Origin of the sequence: Azospirillum sp. B506 (assembly GCF_000333595.1) — a bacterium.
Lineage (GTDB): Bacteria > Pseudomonadota > Alphaproteobacteria > Azospirillales > Azospirillaceae > Azospirillum.
This window is the reverse complement of the sequence record NZ_BADK01000965.1, coordinates 1-14,483: the sequence shown is the minus strand read 5'-3', so window position 1 is coordinate 14,483 and position 14,483 is coordinate 1. Positions and strand designations below refer to the sequence as shown.

Here is a 14,483-nt window from a genome sequence, read left to right as displayed (position 1 = left end):
ACCGCCGCCGGGGCGGTGGACGTGGCGCATCATCATGCCGACGAGGCCACACGCAGCCGCGCCGGCCTGCTGGTCGACCTGCTGACCCCCATCGCCAAGGGCTGGTGCACCGAGACCGGCCAGCAGATGGCGTCGGATGGTGTGCAGGTCCATGGCGGCATGGGCTTCATCGAGGAGACAGGCGCTGCCCAGCATCTGCGCGACGCCCGCATCACCACGATCTACGAGGGCACGACCGCCATCCAGGCCAACGACCTGATCAACCGCAAGCTGCTGCGCGACGGCGGGGCAATGGCCAACGGGCTGCTGGACGAGATCGCGGCGCTGGGCGGTGAACTGTCAGCCCAGGCTGACGAGGCTTTGCGCGTTACCGGGGCGGAGCTGACCGCCGCGGTGCAAGAGGCCAGGCGGGCGATTGCCTGGGTGCTGACCGCTGCGAAGCAGGACCCGCGTCTGCCGGCCGCCGCATCGGTGACGCTGCTGGAGTTGATGGGCGTGGTCGTCGGCGGTTGGCAGCTGGCCCGCGCCGCCAAGGTGGCGGCGGAGCGGCTGGCGGAGGGCGATCCCGACACCGCCTTCCTGTCGGCCAAGCCGCTGACCGCCCGCTTCTACGCCACCCATGTGTTGCCGAAGGCGGCGGCGTTGCGGGCGACCGTCGTCATCGGCTCCGCGAGCGTGATGGCGCTGAGCGAGGAGCAGCTGTTCGGCGCGGCGTGACCGGGCCGTGCTTGCCGGTTGGTGCCGGGGCCTTTGGCCCTTTGCTGGGTGTTGCGGGCGGTTGGGGGACCTCCTGCCACTGCCCCGGCGCCAGCCCGTCCAGCGTCCAGTCGCCGATGGCCCAGCGGATCAGCCGCAGCGTTGGGAAGCCGACCGCCGCCGTCATGCGGCGGACCTGCCGGTTGCGCCCCTCGCGGATGGTAAGCGCAATCCAGCTGGTGGGGATGGCGGCGCGGTAGCGTACCGGCGGATCGCGCGGCCACAGCGCCTCGGGCTCGTCCATCCGCCGAACCTCTGCCGGCAGGGTGGGGCCGTCCTTCAGCGTGACGCCGCGGCGCAGCGCCTCCAGCGCCTCCTCGGTCGGCACGCCTTCCACCTGCACCCAATAGGTCTTCGGCATCTTGTTGGCCGGTGAGGCGATGCGGGCGATCAGCGCGCCGTCGTCGCTGAGCGCCAGCAGCCCCTCGCTGTCGCGGTCGAGCCGGCCGGCGGCATAGACGCCCTTCACCGGTACCAGATCCGCCAGGGTCGGGCGGCCCTGGTCGTCGGTGAATTGCGGCAGCACGCCATAGGGCTTGTTCAGCAGGATCAGGCGCGGCACGGGCTTGCTTCCTTGCGCGGTTCGGGAAAGGCGCTATCGTTCGCACCCCAACAGCAATCTAGATAGCAGGGGTTCGGCCGTGACGCTTCTGTTCTGCTCCGCCAGCGACAGCGCCGAGGATTGGCGCCGGGAAATCTCCCGCCATCTTCCCGATCTGGAGATGCGCGTCTGGCCCGAGACCGGCGACATGGCCGACATCGAGGTGGCGATGGTGTGGAAGCCGCCGGCCGGCATGCTGGCGACCCTGCCGAACCTGAAGCTGATCGTGTCGCTGGGTGCCGGGGTGGAGCCGATCCTGGAGGATCCGACCCTGCCGGACGTGCCGCTGGTGCGCATGGTGGCGGATGGCTTGACGGTCGACATGGCCGGCTATGTGGTCTTCCAGGTGCTGTACTGGCATCGGCTGATGGATGAATACGCCACCCTCCAGGCTGAGACGCGGTGGGAGCAACTGGACCATCGCCCGGCCTCCGAGGTGACGGTCGGTTTCCTGGGCATGGGCGAGCTGGGGGCGTCGTCGGCCCGCACGCTGCGGACTCTGGAATACCGGCTGATGGGCTGGAGCCGCAGCCCCAAGCGCATTGAGGGTGTCGAGAGCTTCTCCGGTCCCGACGGGCTGGCGGCGATGCTGCCGCAGTGCGATGTGCTGGTCTGCCTGCTGCCGCTGACCGACGAGACCCGCGGCATCCTGAATGCCCGGCTGTTCGCAGCATTGCCCAAGGGGGCGGTGGTCATCAACGCAGCGCGCGGCGGCCATATGGTCGAGTCGGACCTGCTCGACGCGCTGGAGAGCGGGCATCTGCGCGGCGCCAGCCTGGACGTCTTCGCGACGGAGCCGCTGCCGGCCGACCATCCGCTCTGGCATCATCCGAAGGTCCGCGTCACCCCCCATGTCGCCGGCGTCACCCACCCGTCGCGTTGCGTCGATCAGGTGGCGGCGGCGGTGACGGCACTCCGCGAAGGCCGGCCGCTGCCCAATCTGGTGGACCGCAGCCGGGGGTACTGAGGAGAAAAGCCGCTCTCCCGGCCGACGGACCTTTCGGCGCAGTCGCGGCCCTTACAGCATCTGAACGGCGATCACCGCCAGCAGGGCCGCGATCACCCACAGGGCGGCGCGGTCCGAACGGCGGCGGGTCTCCCAGCCGTTCAGCATCTGGCGGACGGTCTGGGGATGCAGCCGCAAGCCGCCCTCCGCCATGTCGCGGGTCACCCGCTCCGCCTCGCTGACCAGGGCGGGCAGGCGGCGGACGGTGGACAGGATGGCGCCGGCATCGTTGATGAACTGCGCCTCCGGGCCGCGATTCTCGCGCATCCACTCTTCGATCAGCGGCCGGGCCAGCTCCCACATGTTGATGTTGGGGTTCAGCAGCCGGCCGACGCCCTCCGCCGTCAGCATGCTCTTCTGAAGAAGAAGCAGCTGCGGCTGGGTCTCCATCTCGAACTGTTCGGTGACGGCGAACAGCTGGGCCAGCAGACGGCCGACCGAGATGTCGGCCAGCGGCTTGTTCTGCAACGGCTCGCCGATGGCGCGGCAGGCCTGGGTGAAGATCTCGATCGACTGGTGGCGCGGCACATAGCCGGCCTCGAAATGCACGACGGCGACCCGGCGGTAGTCGCCGGTCAGGAAGCCGATCAGCATGTCGGCGAGGTAATAGCGCGTCTCGCGGTCCAGCCGGCCCATGATGCCGAAATCGACGGCGGTGATGGTGCCCTGTTCGTTGATGAACAGGTTGCCGGGATGCAGGTCGGCGTGGAAGAAGCCGTCGCGGAACACCTGGTTGAAGAAGCTGGCGGACGCCATCGCCAGGATCTCGTCGCGGTCGAAACCGGCGGCGGAGATACGGGCGGGCTCGTCCACCTTGAAGCCGCGGATGCGCTCCAGCGTCAGCACCCGGCCGCCGGTGCGCTCCCAATCGACCTTCGGCACGTTGAAGGTGGGATCGTCCTTGAAGTTCGACGCCAGTTCCGACGCGGCGGCGGCCTCCATCCGCAGATCCATCTCCAGCCGCGAGGTGCGGGCGAAGGTGTCGACCACCTCGACCAGCCGCAGCCGCTTCAGCCGGGGCAGCACCCATTCGGCGAGGCCGGCCAGCCGGTAGAACAGGTCGATGTCGCGCTCGAACGCCTCTTCGATGCCCGGACGCAGCACCTTGACCGCCACCTCCTGCCCATCGGCGGTGACGGCGAAATGCACCTGGGCGATAGAAGCGGCGGCGACCGGCTTGTCGTCGAAGCTCTGGAACAGCGCCTGGACGGGCTGGCCGAACTCCGCCTCGATGATGGCGCGGGCCTGATGGGCGGGGAAGGGCGGCAGCTTGTCCTGCAGCTCGGCCAGATCGACCGCCATCCGCTCGCCGACCAGATCGGAACGGGTGGACAGCAGCTGGCCCAGCTTGATGTAGGTGGGGCCGAGTTCGGCCAGCGCGCGGGCCAGCCGCTCACCCTCGCGGCCGGGCACGCCCTTGCGGGCCACTCGGCGCCAAAGCCACAGCAGGCCGGGCGCGGTGCCGAGCAGGCTGGTGGGCAGAGCGTCGTGACGGGCGACCGTCCGGCCGATGACGGCCATCCGGATCAGGTTGCGCAGGATGCGGAACACGGCAGCCTAGATCCGCCAGCCGGAATGGATGGCGGCGATCCCGCCCGACAGGTTGCGCACGCGCACGGCGCCGAAGCCGGCGGCCTCGATCCGCCTGGCAAGATCGGCCTGCGGCGGGAAGCGCCGGATGCTCTCGGCCAGATAGCGGTAGCTCGCCTCGTCCTTCGCCACCACGCGGCCCATGAAGGGCAGCACCTGGAAGGAATAGACGTCGTACAGCTCGCGCAGCACCGGCAGCACGACGTGGCTGAATTCCAGGCAGTAGAATTTGCCGCCCGGCTTCAGGACGCGGCGGGCCTCCTTGATCGCCTCGTCGATGCGGGTGACGTTGCGCAGGCCGAAGGCGATGGTGTAGGCGTCGACCGAGCGCGAAGCGACGGGCAGCTTTTCCGCGTCGCCGACCGTCCATTGCACGCCGGACAGGATGTTGCGGTCGATGGCGCGGTCGCGGCCGACCCGGACCATCGCCTCGGTGATGTCGCAGACCACGGCAGCGCCGCCGCCCTTTTTCAGGAAGCGGAAGGCGATGTCGCCGGTGCCGCCCGCCACGTCGAGCAGGGTCATGTCCGGCTTGGGCGCCACCATCTCCATCAGCGTGTCCTTCCACAGCCGATGGATGCCGCCCGACATCAGGTCGTTCATCAGGTCGTAGTTGGTTGCCACGCTGTCGAAGACGGCGCGGACCAGCCCAGACTTGGCGGACGGATCGACGGGGGTAAAGCCGAACCAGTTGCCTTCGCCACCGGATGGGGCGGCACCGGACGCGGGCTTTTGCGGGGCGGCGGAGGATGGGGGGGTGCGGTCGCTCATGGCCGGGAACATAGCGCGGGCAGGGGCCATGCGCCAGCGGGGGCGTGCAATGCGGAAGCCTCTGCGGCGAATGGCGTAGGGCAGATCAGGTGTGCGCATTGGGGGGCGTGGGGAATGGAACAGTGTGGAACAGTTTTCCGGCGATGTTCCATGCTTGCGCTCCGCCTCGTGTGGTGGGTCTGAAATCCTACATGAGGGGTGGGCGCGTGAGGAGGGGCACTGGGAAAACATGTGCGGATGTGGATGACGGAGATGGCTCGATCAGAGGCCACTCGGTGGCCGTCAGGTCGGCCGGGCATCGCTGCGATTTATGAGTGCGCAATACCTGCTTCATGCGATCAGCCTTCGTCCGCATCGCCTGTCTCCCGCCTCCATACGGAGAGCGGGCAAGCTGCCCGCCACAACGGCCGTCCGCACATGAATTTGCGACATTGCGAGGCTTCCAGAATTTCCGGATGTGTGCGCATTTAAGGACCAATCTGCCGCTTTTTTTCCCGCGCCTTCTCCCCCGTGCATGACGACGGATTGACATGGTGCCCACCCTTGCCGAGATTGCCGATTCCATCCAGCGAGCCGGCGTGCTGTTTTGCACCGTCGTTACCCGTTCACACCTGAAATATGCCTGGGTGCTCCGCCAAGCCCTGCGGCGGCACCATCCCGAGGAGCCCTTCTGCATCCTCGTCCTTGACGCGCCGGCTGACGATCCGCTGCCGGAAAGCGCGGCTTTCGACGTCCCCATCCTGCCCCTGCAGGATCTGCGGTCGCAGAAAATCGTCGATATGACGATCTATTATTCGGCCTACGAACTGTGCGGGAACATCAAGCCTTATTTCCTCCTGCATCTGTTTGAGCGCACATCGGCCCGCAAGATCGTCTATCTCGATTCCGACCTGTTCATCACCGGTCCCCTGTGGACAGCGATCGCAACCCTGGACACGCACGACGCCACGGCCGCCCCGCATACGCTGTCCTCCCTGCCGGAGGACGGTCGCGAGCCCAGCGACCTTACCATAGCCGCCAATGGTGCCTACAATACGGGCTTCATGGGATTCCGGCGGACACCCGAGGTGCTCAGCCTGCTGGAATGGATGGCCGAGCGCGTTCACCGCCGGGGCTTCAACGCCTTTTCACAAGGGATGTTCTGCGAGCAGCGATTCTTCAACCTGGGCGTGACATTCCTGAAGGAGCGCTTCCAGCCGATCACCCTGGAAACCTACAATGTCGGTTACTGGAATCTGCATGAGCGTGTGATCACGAAACATGCCGGAGCGTATTTCGCCAATGAACAGCGCGTGACCTTCTTCCACATGAGCGGCTTCGATCCCGACGTCCGCGACCGGTTGTCCCTGTACGACGAGCGGTACGACCTGACGACCCATCCGCAGGCGGCGATCCTGCGGGATCTCGCCGACGACTATCGGAGCCTGTTCGCCAATGTGCCGTTCGCTTCGCATGCTGGTTACGGCTTCGATGTCTACGACGGCATCCGGCTAAGCCCGGAGGTGCGGCGGCGCTATCATCGGACCGGTGTTCTGCGCAGGTCGGTGACGCTGGAGGAGGCGCTTGCCGCTGCACGGCAGCAGATGGAGGCCGGGCATCCCGACGAAGCGGCGCGGCTCTACGCCAACATTCTCCAGCAGGCGCCGCGCAGCATCGAGACGATCCACGGCTACGGCATCGCCGCCGAACGGCTCGGCGACTGCACCCTGGCCCGCCGACTTTTCCATCATCTGCTCGCCCTCGCCCCCGACCATGCCGAGGCGGCGAGCCGCCTCGCCGCTCTCGAACAGGACGGGGGCAACGCCACGTCAGCGTGAGCGAGGCCAATCCGGTCGGCGCTAACCGGGGACCGGACCTGTTACCGACAGCTGGCGGCCGCCACGATGTGGCGCCTTTGTGTCGCAGACGGCTTTCCCGCCACATCCCCCTTGCATCCCGCCGTCCCCGCGCGTATAAGCGCATCCTTCCACGGGCGGCGAGGCTGGGCCGTAAGGCTCAGGGCATGCCCACCCGTCCGTTGGAATTCCGCCTCATTTCCATCTAGGAAACGAAAATGCCCAAGCTGAAGACGAAGAGCGGCGCCAAGAAGCGCTTCAAGGTGACCGCCACGGGTAAGGTCCGCGCTCAGGCCGCCTACAAGCGCCACTGCCTGGAACAGAAGTCCCCGAACATGAAGCGCAACGCGCGCGGCATGATGACCCTGTGCGACTCCAACGCCCGCACGGTGCTGAAGAACTGGCTGCGCAACGCCTGATCTCGGCACATCATAGAATTCGGAAGGACTGAACCATGGCTCGTGTTAAGCGCGGCGTCACGACGCACGCCCGTCACCGCAAGATCCTGAAGCTCGCCAAGGGCTACCGGGGTCGCAATTCCAAGAATTTCCGCATTGCGATCGAGAAGGTCGAAAAGGCGCTTCGTTACGCCTACCGCGACCGTCGCAACAAGAAGCGCGATTTCCGCGGCCTGTGGATCCAGCGCATCAACGCCGGCGTCCGTCAGTACGGCCTGACCTACTCGCGCTTCATCAACGGCATCAAGCTGGCCGGCATCGAGATCGACCGCAAGGTCCTGTCCGATCTGGCCGCGCGCGAGCCGGAGGCCTTTAAGACCCTGGTGGACAAGGCCCAGGCCGCGCTCGCCTCCAAGGCCGCCGCGTAACGCGCCTTGCGCTTCCCGAATTCAGGGAGCGCTTGCCGTCACGGCGTCAGTTGTAAGAGAAGGGAGCCGGGCCGCTGGGCCGGCTCCCTTTTTCTTTTTGCACCGATTTCTTCCCCACGCTTGCCGGGAACCGCCATGCTCGACGCGCTGAAAGACGAACTTCTGTCGCAGGTCAACGCCGCCGCCGACCTTTCGGCGCTGGACGAGGTGCGGGTCTCCGCGCTCGGCAAGAAGGGGCGCATCACCGGCTTCATGAAGGAGCTGGGGAACCTCACCCCCGACGAGCGCAAGGAGCGCGGCCAGGCGCTGAACGCGCTGAAGGACGAGATCGCCGCCGCCATCGACGCGCGCAAGTCCGACCTCGCCGCCGCCCACCTGAAGGCGCGGCTGGAGGCTGAACGGGTCGACGTCACCCTGCCGGTCCGTCCGGAGACGGAAGGGCGCATCCACCCGATCAGCCAGACGATGGACGAGATGGTCGCCATCTTCGCCGAGATGGGCTTCTCGGTCGCCGAAGGGCCGGACATCGAGGATGACTTCCACAACTTCACCGCGCTGAACTTCCCGCCCGGCCACCCGGCGCGCGACATGCACGACACCTTCTATCTGCCCGACTCGGGCGACAAGAAGATGCTGCTGCGCACCCACACCAGCCCGGTGCAGGTCCGCACCATGCTGAACAACAAGCCGCCGATCCGCATCATCGCGCCGGGGCGGACATACCGCTCCGACTACGACATGACCCACACCCCGATGTTCCACCAGATCGAGGGGCTGGTCATCGACGAGGCGACCAACATGGGGCACCTGAAGGGCTGCCTCGTCGAGTTCTGCCGCGCCTTCTTCGACGTGGACGATCTGCCTCTGCGCTTCCGCCCCAGCTTCTTCCCCTTCACCGAACCGTCGGCGGAGGTCGATATCGGCTGCTCTCGCAAGGGTGGCGAGCTGAAGCTGGGCAATTACGGCGACTGGCTGGAAATCCTCGGCTGCGGCATGGTCCACCCCAACGTGCTGGAAGCCTGCGGCATCGACAGCACCAAGTACCAGGGCTTCGCCTTCGGCATGGGGGTGGAGCGCGTCGCCATGCTGAAATACGGCATTCCCGACCTGCGCACCTTCTTCGAAGCCGACCTGCGCTGGCTGAAGCATTACGGCTTCGTGCCCCTCGACATTCCCAACATCGCCCACGGCCTGACGCGCTAAGGAGCCGGACCCATGAAGTTCACGCTGTCCTGGCTGAAGGACCATCTGGAGACCGACGCCTCGCTCGACCAGATCACGGAGAAGCTGACCGCCCTCGGGCTGGAGGTGGAAGGCGTCCATGACCGGTCGAAGGAGCTGGCGCCCTTCCGCGTCGCCCATGTCGTCTCGGCCGAGAAGCACCCGGACGCCGACAAGCTGCGCGTGCTGATGGTCGACACCGGCGCCGGCACCCTGCAGGTGGTCTGCGGCGCGCCGAACGCGCGCGCCGGCATGAAGGGCGTCTTCGCGCCGGAGGGGACCTATGTCCCCGGTTCCGACATCACGCTGAAGAAGGGCGTCATCCGTGGCGTCGAGTCGAACGGCATGATGTGCTCCAAGCGCGAGCTGAAGCTGTCGGACGAGCATGAGGGCATCATCGAGCTGCCGGACGACGCGCCGGTCGGCGCCGCCTTCGCCGACTATGCCGGGCTGAACGATCCGGTCATCGACATCAACCTGACGCCCGACCGCGCCGATTGCGCCGGGGTGCGCGGCATCGCCCGCGACCTCGCCGCCGCCGGCATGGGCACGCTGAAGCCGTTGACCGAGGGGCATCTCGATACCACCCCGGTCGAGGGCCGCTTCGCCAGCCCGATCGGCGTCAGCATCGATGTGCCGGAGGCCTGCCCGCTGTTCGTCGGCCGCTTCATCCGTGGCGTGAAGAACGGCCCGTCGCCGAAGTGGCTGCAGGACAAGCTGGTGTCCATCGGCCTGCGACCGATCTCGGCGCTGGTCGACATCACCAACTACCTGACCTTCGATGCCGCCCGTCCGCTGCACGTCTTCGATGCCGACACGGTGAAGGGCAACATCACCGTCCGCCTGGGCCGCGAGGGTGAGACGCTGGCTGCGCTGAACGGCAAGGAATACACCCTGGACGGCGCCATGACCGTGGTGGCCGACGACGAACGGGCCGAGGCGCTGGCCGGCATCGTCGGCGGCGAACCGACCGGCTGCACCGAGCAGACCGTCAACGTCTTTGTCGAGGCCGCGCTGTTCGATCCGGTGCGCACGGCGCAGACCGGCCGCCGGCTGGGCATCGACTCCGATGCGCGCTATCGCTTCGAGCGTGGCGTCGATCCGGCCGCCGTCTTCGCCGGCATGGAACGCGCCACCCGCCTGATCCTGGAGCTGTGCGGCGGCGAGCCGTCGCAACTGGTGGTGGCTGGGGCGGAGCCGGAGTGGAAGCGCAGCCTGACCCTGCGTCCGGGCCGCGTCGCCGCGCTGGGTGGCGTGGATCTGCCGCGCGAGCGGCAGGTTCGGATTCTGACCGACCTGGGCTTCACCCTTGAGGGCGAGGATGCGGAGGGCCGGCTGATCGTCGGCGTCCCGTCCTGGCGTGCCGATGTCCATGGCGAGGCCGATCTGGTCGAGGAGGTGCTGCGCGTCCATGGCTTCGACGCCATCCCGGCGACGCCGCTGCCGCGCGAGACGGTGCTGACCCGCCCGGCCCTGACGCTGAAGCAGCGCCGCGTCGCGATGGCCAAGCGGACCCTGGCCGCCCGTGGCCTGTCGGAAGCCGTGACCTGGTCCTTCCTGGCCGGTCCGGTCGCCGAGCTGTTCGGCGGCATCGAGCCGGGCCTGCGGCTGGTCAACCCGATCAGCAGCGACCTGGACGTCATGCGCCCGTCGATCCTGCCCAACCTGATCCAGGCCGCCGGCCGCAACGCCGACCGCGGCTTCGCCGACGTCCGCCTGTTCGAGGTCGGGGCGGCCTTCCGCAACCCGGCGCCGGACGGCCAGGACAGTGTCGCCGCCGGCATCCGTGCCGGTGCGGCGGTGCCGCGCCATTGGGCGGAGAAGGCGCGCGGCGTCGACGTGTTCGATGCCAAGGCCGACGCGCTGGCGGTGCTGGAGGCGGTCGGCGCCCCGGCCGGCAATCTGCAGGTGACCACCGATGCGCCGGGCTGGTATCACCCCGGCCGCTCCGGCGTGCTGCGACTCGGCCCCACCGTGATGGCCCGCTTCGGCGAGATCCACCCGTCGGTGCTGGAGGCTCTGGGTGTCAAGGGGCCGGTCGTCGGCTTCGAGGTGATGCTGGATGCCGTGCCGCTGCCCAAGAAGAAGGGCGGCACCGCCAAGCCGATGGTCCAACTGTCCGCCTTCCAGCCGGTGGAGCGCGATTTCGCCTTCGTCGTCGACCGCAAGGTGGAGGCCGACAAGATCCTGCGCGCCGTGAAGGGCGCCGACAAGGCGCTGGTCAAGGATGTCGCGGTGTTCGACGTCTATGAGGGGCCGGGCGTCGATGAGGGACGCAAGTCCGTCGCCGTTTCGGTCACCTACCAGCCGACCGCGGCAACCTTGACTGATGAGGCGATCGAGTCGGTCGGCCAGAAAATCGTTGCGGCAGTCATCAAGGCGACCGGGGGAAATCTCCGCGCCTGAGAAAAACGCCTGAAGGTTGAAAAAAGCTGTCCTGTGAGCAATGGGCCTCCGCTTCGGCGGAGGCTCTTTTTTTATCCGCACTCAAAGGGATTCATGAGAGGGGCCTCCCAGCACTCCCATTGCACAATCATATGATGAATTGCTGATTGATGACGCTTGAGTGCATTGGCTAAGGGAAAACCTCGGCGCTGTTTGTTGCAATTCAATGTTTGACGGCAGCACGCGGCTTTGTGGGAAGATTGGGAGTCAGGATTGTTTATCCCCGGTGAGCCCACAAAGCGTTCGATGTCACGGCTAGGGCACAGCTGGTGCTTGAATTGCCTTGGCATTTCCAGTGCCCACCACACTGCAAGCGACGGAGCGGGGGAAGTCGATGGTTGAGCCTGAAGATGATCAAGCAACCAAACCGGAGTCCATCCGGCCACTGATCCTGGTGGTGGACGACGATCGCTCGATTGTGGAGGGGTTGGCGATTCTGTTGGACGGCTGGGGGTACGACGTTGTGAAGGCGCTCAGCGTCTCCACCCTCGAAGCACAGCTCGGCGGGCTCAGCCGCGTACCGAACCTGATCATTGCGGATCACTATCTGCCGGCGGGCCGCACCGGGCGCGACGTGGTGGAGCGCGTCCGCACCGAGACCGGGCAGCAGGTCCCGGCGATCATCCTGACCGGCGACAGCACGCCCGAGCGTCGGGACGAGGCCGAGTTGATGGGGTGCCAGCTGCTGCTGAAGCCAGTCCAGGTCGGGCCGCTGCGTGAGGCGGTCGAGGCCCTGTGCAGCAGGTGAGTGTGTAGCCGGCAGAGGCGGTGAAGGCCGGGTTGCGGCAACCTGCCATTCAGGCTGCCGGGCCTGTCCCTGGATCGGACGGGTCGATTTCCGGCAACACCGCGAGGAAGGCGTCGACCACCGCCGGGTCGAAACGCAGGCCGGCAAGCCGGCGGATCTCGGACACGGCGGCGTCGCGGTTCATTGCCTGGCGATAGGGTCGGTCGCGCGTCATGGCGTCATAGGCGTCGGCAACGGCGACGATGCGGGCGCACAGCGGAATCGCCTGCCCGGTCCGACCGTCGGGATAGCCGGTCCCGTCCCAGTTCTCGTGGTGCCAGCGCGCCACCACCGCACCCAGATGCAGATGGGTCGGGCCGTCGGCGAGATGGCTCGCCTGACTCAGCAGAGTGGCGCCGGCCACCGTATGGCTCTGCATGGCGCTGCGTTCCGCCGGGTCGAGCGGACCGGGCTTAGAGAGGATCGCCGGATTGACCGTGGCATTGCCGATGTCGTGCAGGATGGCCGCAAGACCGACGATCTCCAGTGTCGATTCGTCCAGCGAGCCGGCGAAGAGTCCATCGGCATGCAGACGGCGGGCGATCCGTTCGGTGATCGCGGCGATGCGCAGCGACCGGCTGAAACGGTCGCTCTCCACCGTGTCCGCCCCCACGCCGTCTGCAGCCGGCCCGTCCGGGACCGGGGCACCGCGCCCGCGTTCGGCCAGGTCGGCCAGGGCCGCAAGCGTTCCCTGCTGCGCCCGGTACAGCTGTTCGTAATGGTGGAGGTTGTCGAAGCCGACGGAAATCTTGCCGCAGAACACCTCGATCAGCTTGCGGTCCAGTTCGGACAGTGGCCGGTTGGAGCGCAGATAGACGACCGTCTCGCGGGCGTTCGGCGTGCGGATGTACAGCGTGCAATGGTCGCCGGCATAGACATGCCCCCGTTTCTCCAGGCAGGCGGTGACCGCGTCCAGCACAGCCGGGTCGACATGGCCGGCGACGGGTTCGTTGATCAGCGTCTCGAACCGGCCCGATCCGGCCAGCACGAAAAGTCCGTTGCCGGTACCGCCCTCGACCGCCGGGTTGCTGCTACCTGGGATGCCGGCGCCACCGCGCTGCACGCAGAGGATGGCGTCCGGCCCCACCCCCAGCAGGCCCGACAGCTGGGTCAGCACGCCCGCCGCGAACAGCTTCATCGAGCGGGCGCGGAACAGCGACGACGACGCTTCGATGATCTTCTCCAGGCCGCGGCGGTTGGCGTCGATCGCCACGATGTCCTCGTAGGAGCGGAGCGCCGCGACGGTGGTGGTGAACAGCTGCTGGGCGGTCAGCTGGGTCTTCGCCTTGTAATCGTTGATGTCGTAGTCGAGGATCACCGCCCGCTCCGGCGCCTGTCCCGGTTGGCCGGTCCGCAGGATGATGCGGACGTTGCGGTTCTGCAGCTCCTCCCGGATGTGGTGGACCAGCCGCAGGCCGGCATCCTCGGTCTCCATCACCACGTCCAGCAGGATCAGCGCGATGTCGCTTTCCCGCGCCAGGATCCGCCGCGCCTCCGCCGCCGAATGGGCGGACAGGAAGCGGGCCTTGCGCCCTTTGTAGGTGAAGTCGGACAGGACGATCTTGGTGATCGAATGGACCTCCGGCTCGTCGTCGACGATCAGCATGGTCCAGCGGCTGCCGGGCGGCTCGTCGGCGGTCTCGCCGTCACGGGGGCCGTTTTGAGGGCCGTCGCCGGGGGCGTCTTCCGGTGCGGTGTCGTCGAGGAAGACCAGATCCTCGTCGGCCGGCTCGGGTGCCGGTTCGGTGGGGGTGTCGTCCTCTGGTCCGGTCGGGTCGACGTCGGTCATGGCTCTTCAATCGCGAAAGGGTCATGAGGACGGGCTTGGCCGGCCCGCATGGCGGTCACTCATCAAAACGTATCCAGCTCGATCACCGTACAGTCGAGCGCACGTTGCGCCAACGTGCCGCAGGCGGTATCGACCTGCAAGCGCGTGAAGGGGGCGACGCCGACCTCGTACAGCAGCCGGCCTTTGCGGAACACCGGCCAGACCATCGGCGGCAGGTCGCGATAGGCGCTGCCCGGCCCGGCGGTGAACTCCTTCCAGGCGCGCAATCCCTCGGCGTAGCTGACATATTCGCCCAGCTTGATGCCGTAGAGCATGCCCGGCTCGACCGGCGGCATGCCCGGCAGCGGATAGGGCGCCACCACCCCGACCAGCCCCTGGACCGGAGCCAGGGCGCGGGTGCCGGCGGGCAGGGCCAGCGTCGCCTCGCCGTTCGCGGCGCCGATCAGCGCCACCACGTCGCCTTTGCGCAGGGTGAAGCCGCGCCGCTTGCGGTTGGCCAGGATCTCGGTGGCGGAGATCGGGCCGGCCGCGACGACATAGCCCTCCGCCGGGGTCTGGGCCGCCTTGTCCCAGGCGGCGCGCGGGACCACGGCGGCGCTGCGGTGGGGTGGGGGAGCGTCCGCCGGCGGGCTGGCCGAGGAGCCGGGCTTGGGCGGCCGCGGTCCTTCGCCGCCCACCGCCGGCCGGCCGGTGACCATCAGCGCCGGGTCGAGGGAATCGGCGGGGACGTAGCCGATGGGCTGGCCGCCGATGGCGACCTCCGTCCAATAGGTGCCGCGCGGGGTGCCCAGCGCGTTCAGCGCCTTGCCCTGCTTCAGCGTCATGACGATGCGGGCATCCTCGCCGGGACCGATCC

The 14,483-nt window shown here is 67.6% G+C and carries 13 protein-coding genes; 8 read left to right on the top strand and 5 right to left on the bottom strand.

All coding sequences use genetic code 11. The features are described from left to right. The coding region (locus I71_RS29915) for an acyl-CoA dehydrogenase C-terminal domain-containing protein (protein WP_042702965.1) at positions 1 to 717 on the top strand (717 nt) is incomplete at its 5' end. Here I71_RS29915 and I71_RS29910 read toward each other — a convergent pair. After that, positions 659 to 1,318, bottom strand: a complete 660-nt coding sequence (locus I71_RS29910) for a pseudouridine synthase (RefSeq protein WP_042702962.1) — start codon at positions 1,316 to 1,318, stop codon at positions 659 to 661. The genes I71_RS29915 and I71_RS29910 overlap by 59 nt on opposite strands. A gap of 79 nt (positions 1,319 to 1,397) precedes the next feature. Here I71_RS29910 and I71_RS29905 point away from each other — a divergent pair, with 79 nt between their 5' ends. Then, positions 1,398 to 2,324, top strand: a complete 927-nt coding sequence (locus I71_RS29905; protein ID WP_042702960.1) for a glyoxylate/hydroxypyruvate reductase A — start codon at positions 1,398 to 1,400, stop codon at positions 2,322 to 2,324. A gap of 51 nt (positions 2,325 to 2,375) precedes the next feature. Here the strand turns inward: I71_RS29905 and ubiB are convergent, their stop codons facing one another. Continuing rightward, positions 2,376 to 3,914, bottom strand: coding sequence for a 2-polyprenylphenol 6-hydroxylase (ubiB, locus tag I71_RS29900; RefSeq protein WP_042702958.1), 1,539 nt, complete (start codon positions 3,912 to 3,914; stop codon positions 2,376 to 2,378). Positions 3,915 to 3,920: 6 nt separating this feature from the next. Continuing rightward, on the bottom strand, positions 3,921 to 4,724 hold the full coding sequence (locus I71_RS29895) for a class I SAM-dependent methyltransferase (RefSeq protein ID WP_042702963.1): 804 nt from the start codon (positions 4,722 to 4,724) through the stop codon (positions 3,921 to 3,923). 530 nt (positions 4,725 to 5,254) lie between these two features. Here I71_RS29895 and I71_RS29890 point away from each other — a divergent pair. The 6 genes from I71_RS29890 (at position 5,255) to I71_RS29865 (ending at position 11,799) form a co-directional block, all read left to right on the top strand. Further along, entirely contained in the window at positions 5,255 to 6,541 is a 1,287-nt protein-coding gene (locus I71_RS29890) for a tetratricopeptide repeat protein (protein WP_042702956.1), read from the top strand. A gap of 236 nt (positions 6,542 to 6,777) precedes the next feature. Then, the gene (rpmI, locus tag I71_RS29885; RefSeq protein WP_012975158.1) at positions 6,778 to 6,978 is read left to right on the top strand and encodes a 50S ribosomal protein L35; all 201 of its coding nucleotides are present in this window, start codon (positions 6,778 to 6,780) and stop codon (positions 6,976 to 6,978) included. A gap of 35 nt (positions 6,979 to 7,013) precedes the next feature. After that, positions 7,014 to 7,385, top strand: coding sequence for a 50S ribosomal protein L20 (gene rplT, locus I71_RS29880; protein WP_012975157.1), 372 nt, complete (start codon positions 7,014 to 7,016; stop codon positions 7,383 to 7,385). Between the two features lie 135 nt (positions 7,386 to 7,520). Beyond that, positions 7,521 to 8,588, top strand: a complete 1,068-nt coding sequence (gene pheS, locus I71_RS29875) for a phenylalanine--tRNA ligase subunit alpha (RefSeq protein ID WP_042702954.1) — start codon at positions 7,521 to 7,523, stop codon at positions 8,586 to 8,588. 12 nt (positions 8,589 to 8,600) lie between these two features. After that, positions 8,601 to 11,012, top strand: coding sequence for a phenylalanine--tRNA ligase subunit beta (gene pheT / locus I71_RS29870; protein WP_042702952.1), 2,412 nt, complete (start codon positions 8,601 to 8,603; stop codon positions 11,010 to 11,012). A gap of 373 nt (positions 11,013 to 11,385) precedes the next feature. Beyond that, positions 11,386 to 11,799: a response regulator gene (locus I71_RS29865; protein ID WP_042702950.1), complete on the top strand. Its 414-nt coding sequence runs from the start codon at positions 11,386 to 11,388 to the stop codon at positions 11,797 to 11,799. A gap of 49 nt (positions 11,800 to 11,848) precedes the next feature. On the opposite strand, the gene I71_RS29860 is transcribed toward I71_RS29865, so the two are convergent. Both I71_RS29860 and I71_RS29855 read right to left on the bottom strand, forming a co-directional pair. Next, on the bottom strand, positions 11,849 to 13,627 hold the full coding sequence (locus tag I71_RS29860) for a DUF3369 domain-containing protein (RefSeq protein WP_042702948.1): 1,779 nt from the start codon (positions 13,625 to 13,627) through the stop codon (positions 11,849 to 11,851). A gap of 62 nt (positions 13,628 to 13,689) precedes the next feature. Continuing rightward, the coding region (locus tag I71_RS29855; RefSeq protein WP_042702946.1) for an SH3 domain-containing protein at positions 13,690 to 14,483 on the bottom strand (794 nt) is incomplete at its 5' end.

Coding starts and splice junctions, on each gene's coding strand:
- I71_RS29895 (WP_042702963.1), bottom strand. CDS start 4,724: ATGAGCGACCGCACCCCCCCATCCTCCGCCGCCCCGCAAAAGCCCGCG.
- I71_RS29890 (WP_042702956.1), top strand. CDS start 5,255: ATGGTGCCCACCCTTGCCGAGATTGCCGATTCCATCCAGCGAGCCGGC.
- rpmI (WP_012975158.1), top strand. CDS start 6,778: ATGCCCAAGCTGAAGACGAAGAGCGGCGCCAAGAAGCGCTTCAAGGTG.
- rplT (WP_012975157.1), top strand. CDS start 7,014: ATGGCTCGTGTTAAGCGCGGCGTCACGACGCACGCCCGTCACCGCAAG.
- pheS (WP_042702954.1), top strand. CDS start 7,521: ATGCTCGACGCGCTGAAAGACGAACTTCTGTCGCAGGTCAACGCCGCC.
- pheT (WP_042702952.1), top strand. CDS start 8,601: ATGAAGTTCACGCTGTCCTGGCTGAAGGACCATCTGGAGACCGACGCC.
- I71_RS29865 (WP_042702950.1), top strand. CDS start 11,386: ATGGTTGAGCCTGAAGATGATCAAGCAACCAAACCGGAGTCCATCCGG.
- I71_RS29860 (WP_042702948.1), bottom strand. CDS start 13,627: ATGACCGACGTCGACCCGACCGGACCAGAGGACGACACCCCCACCGAA.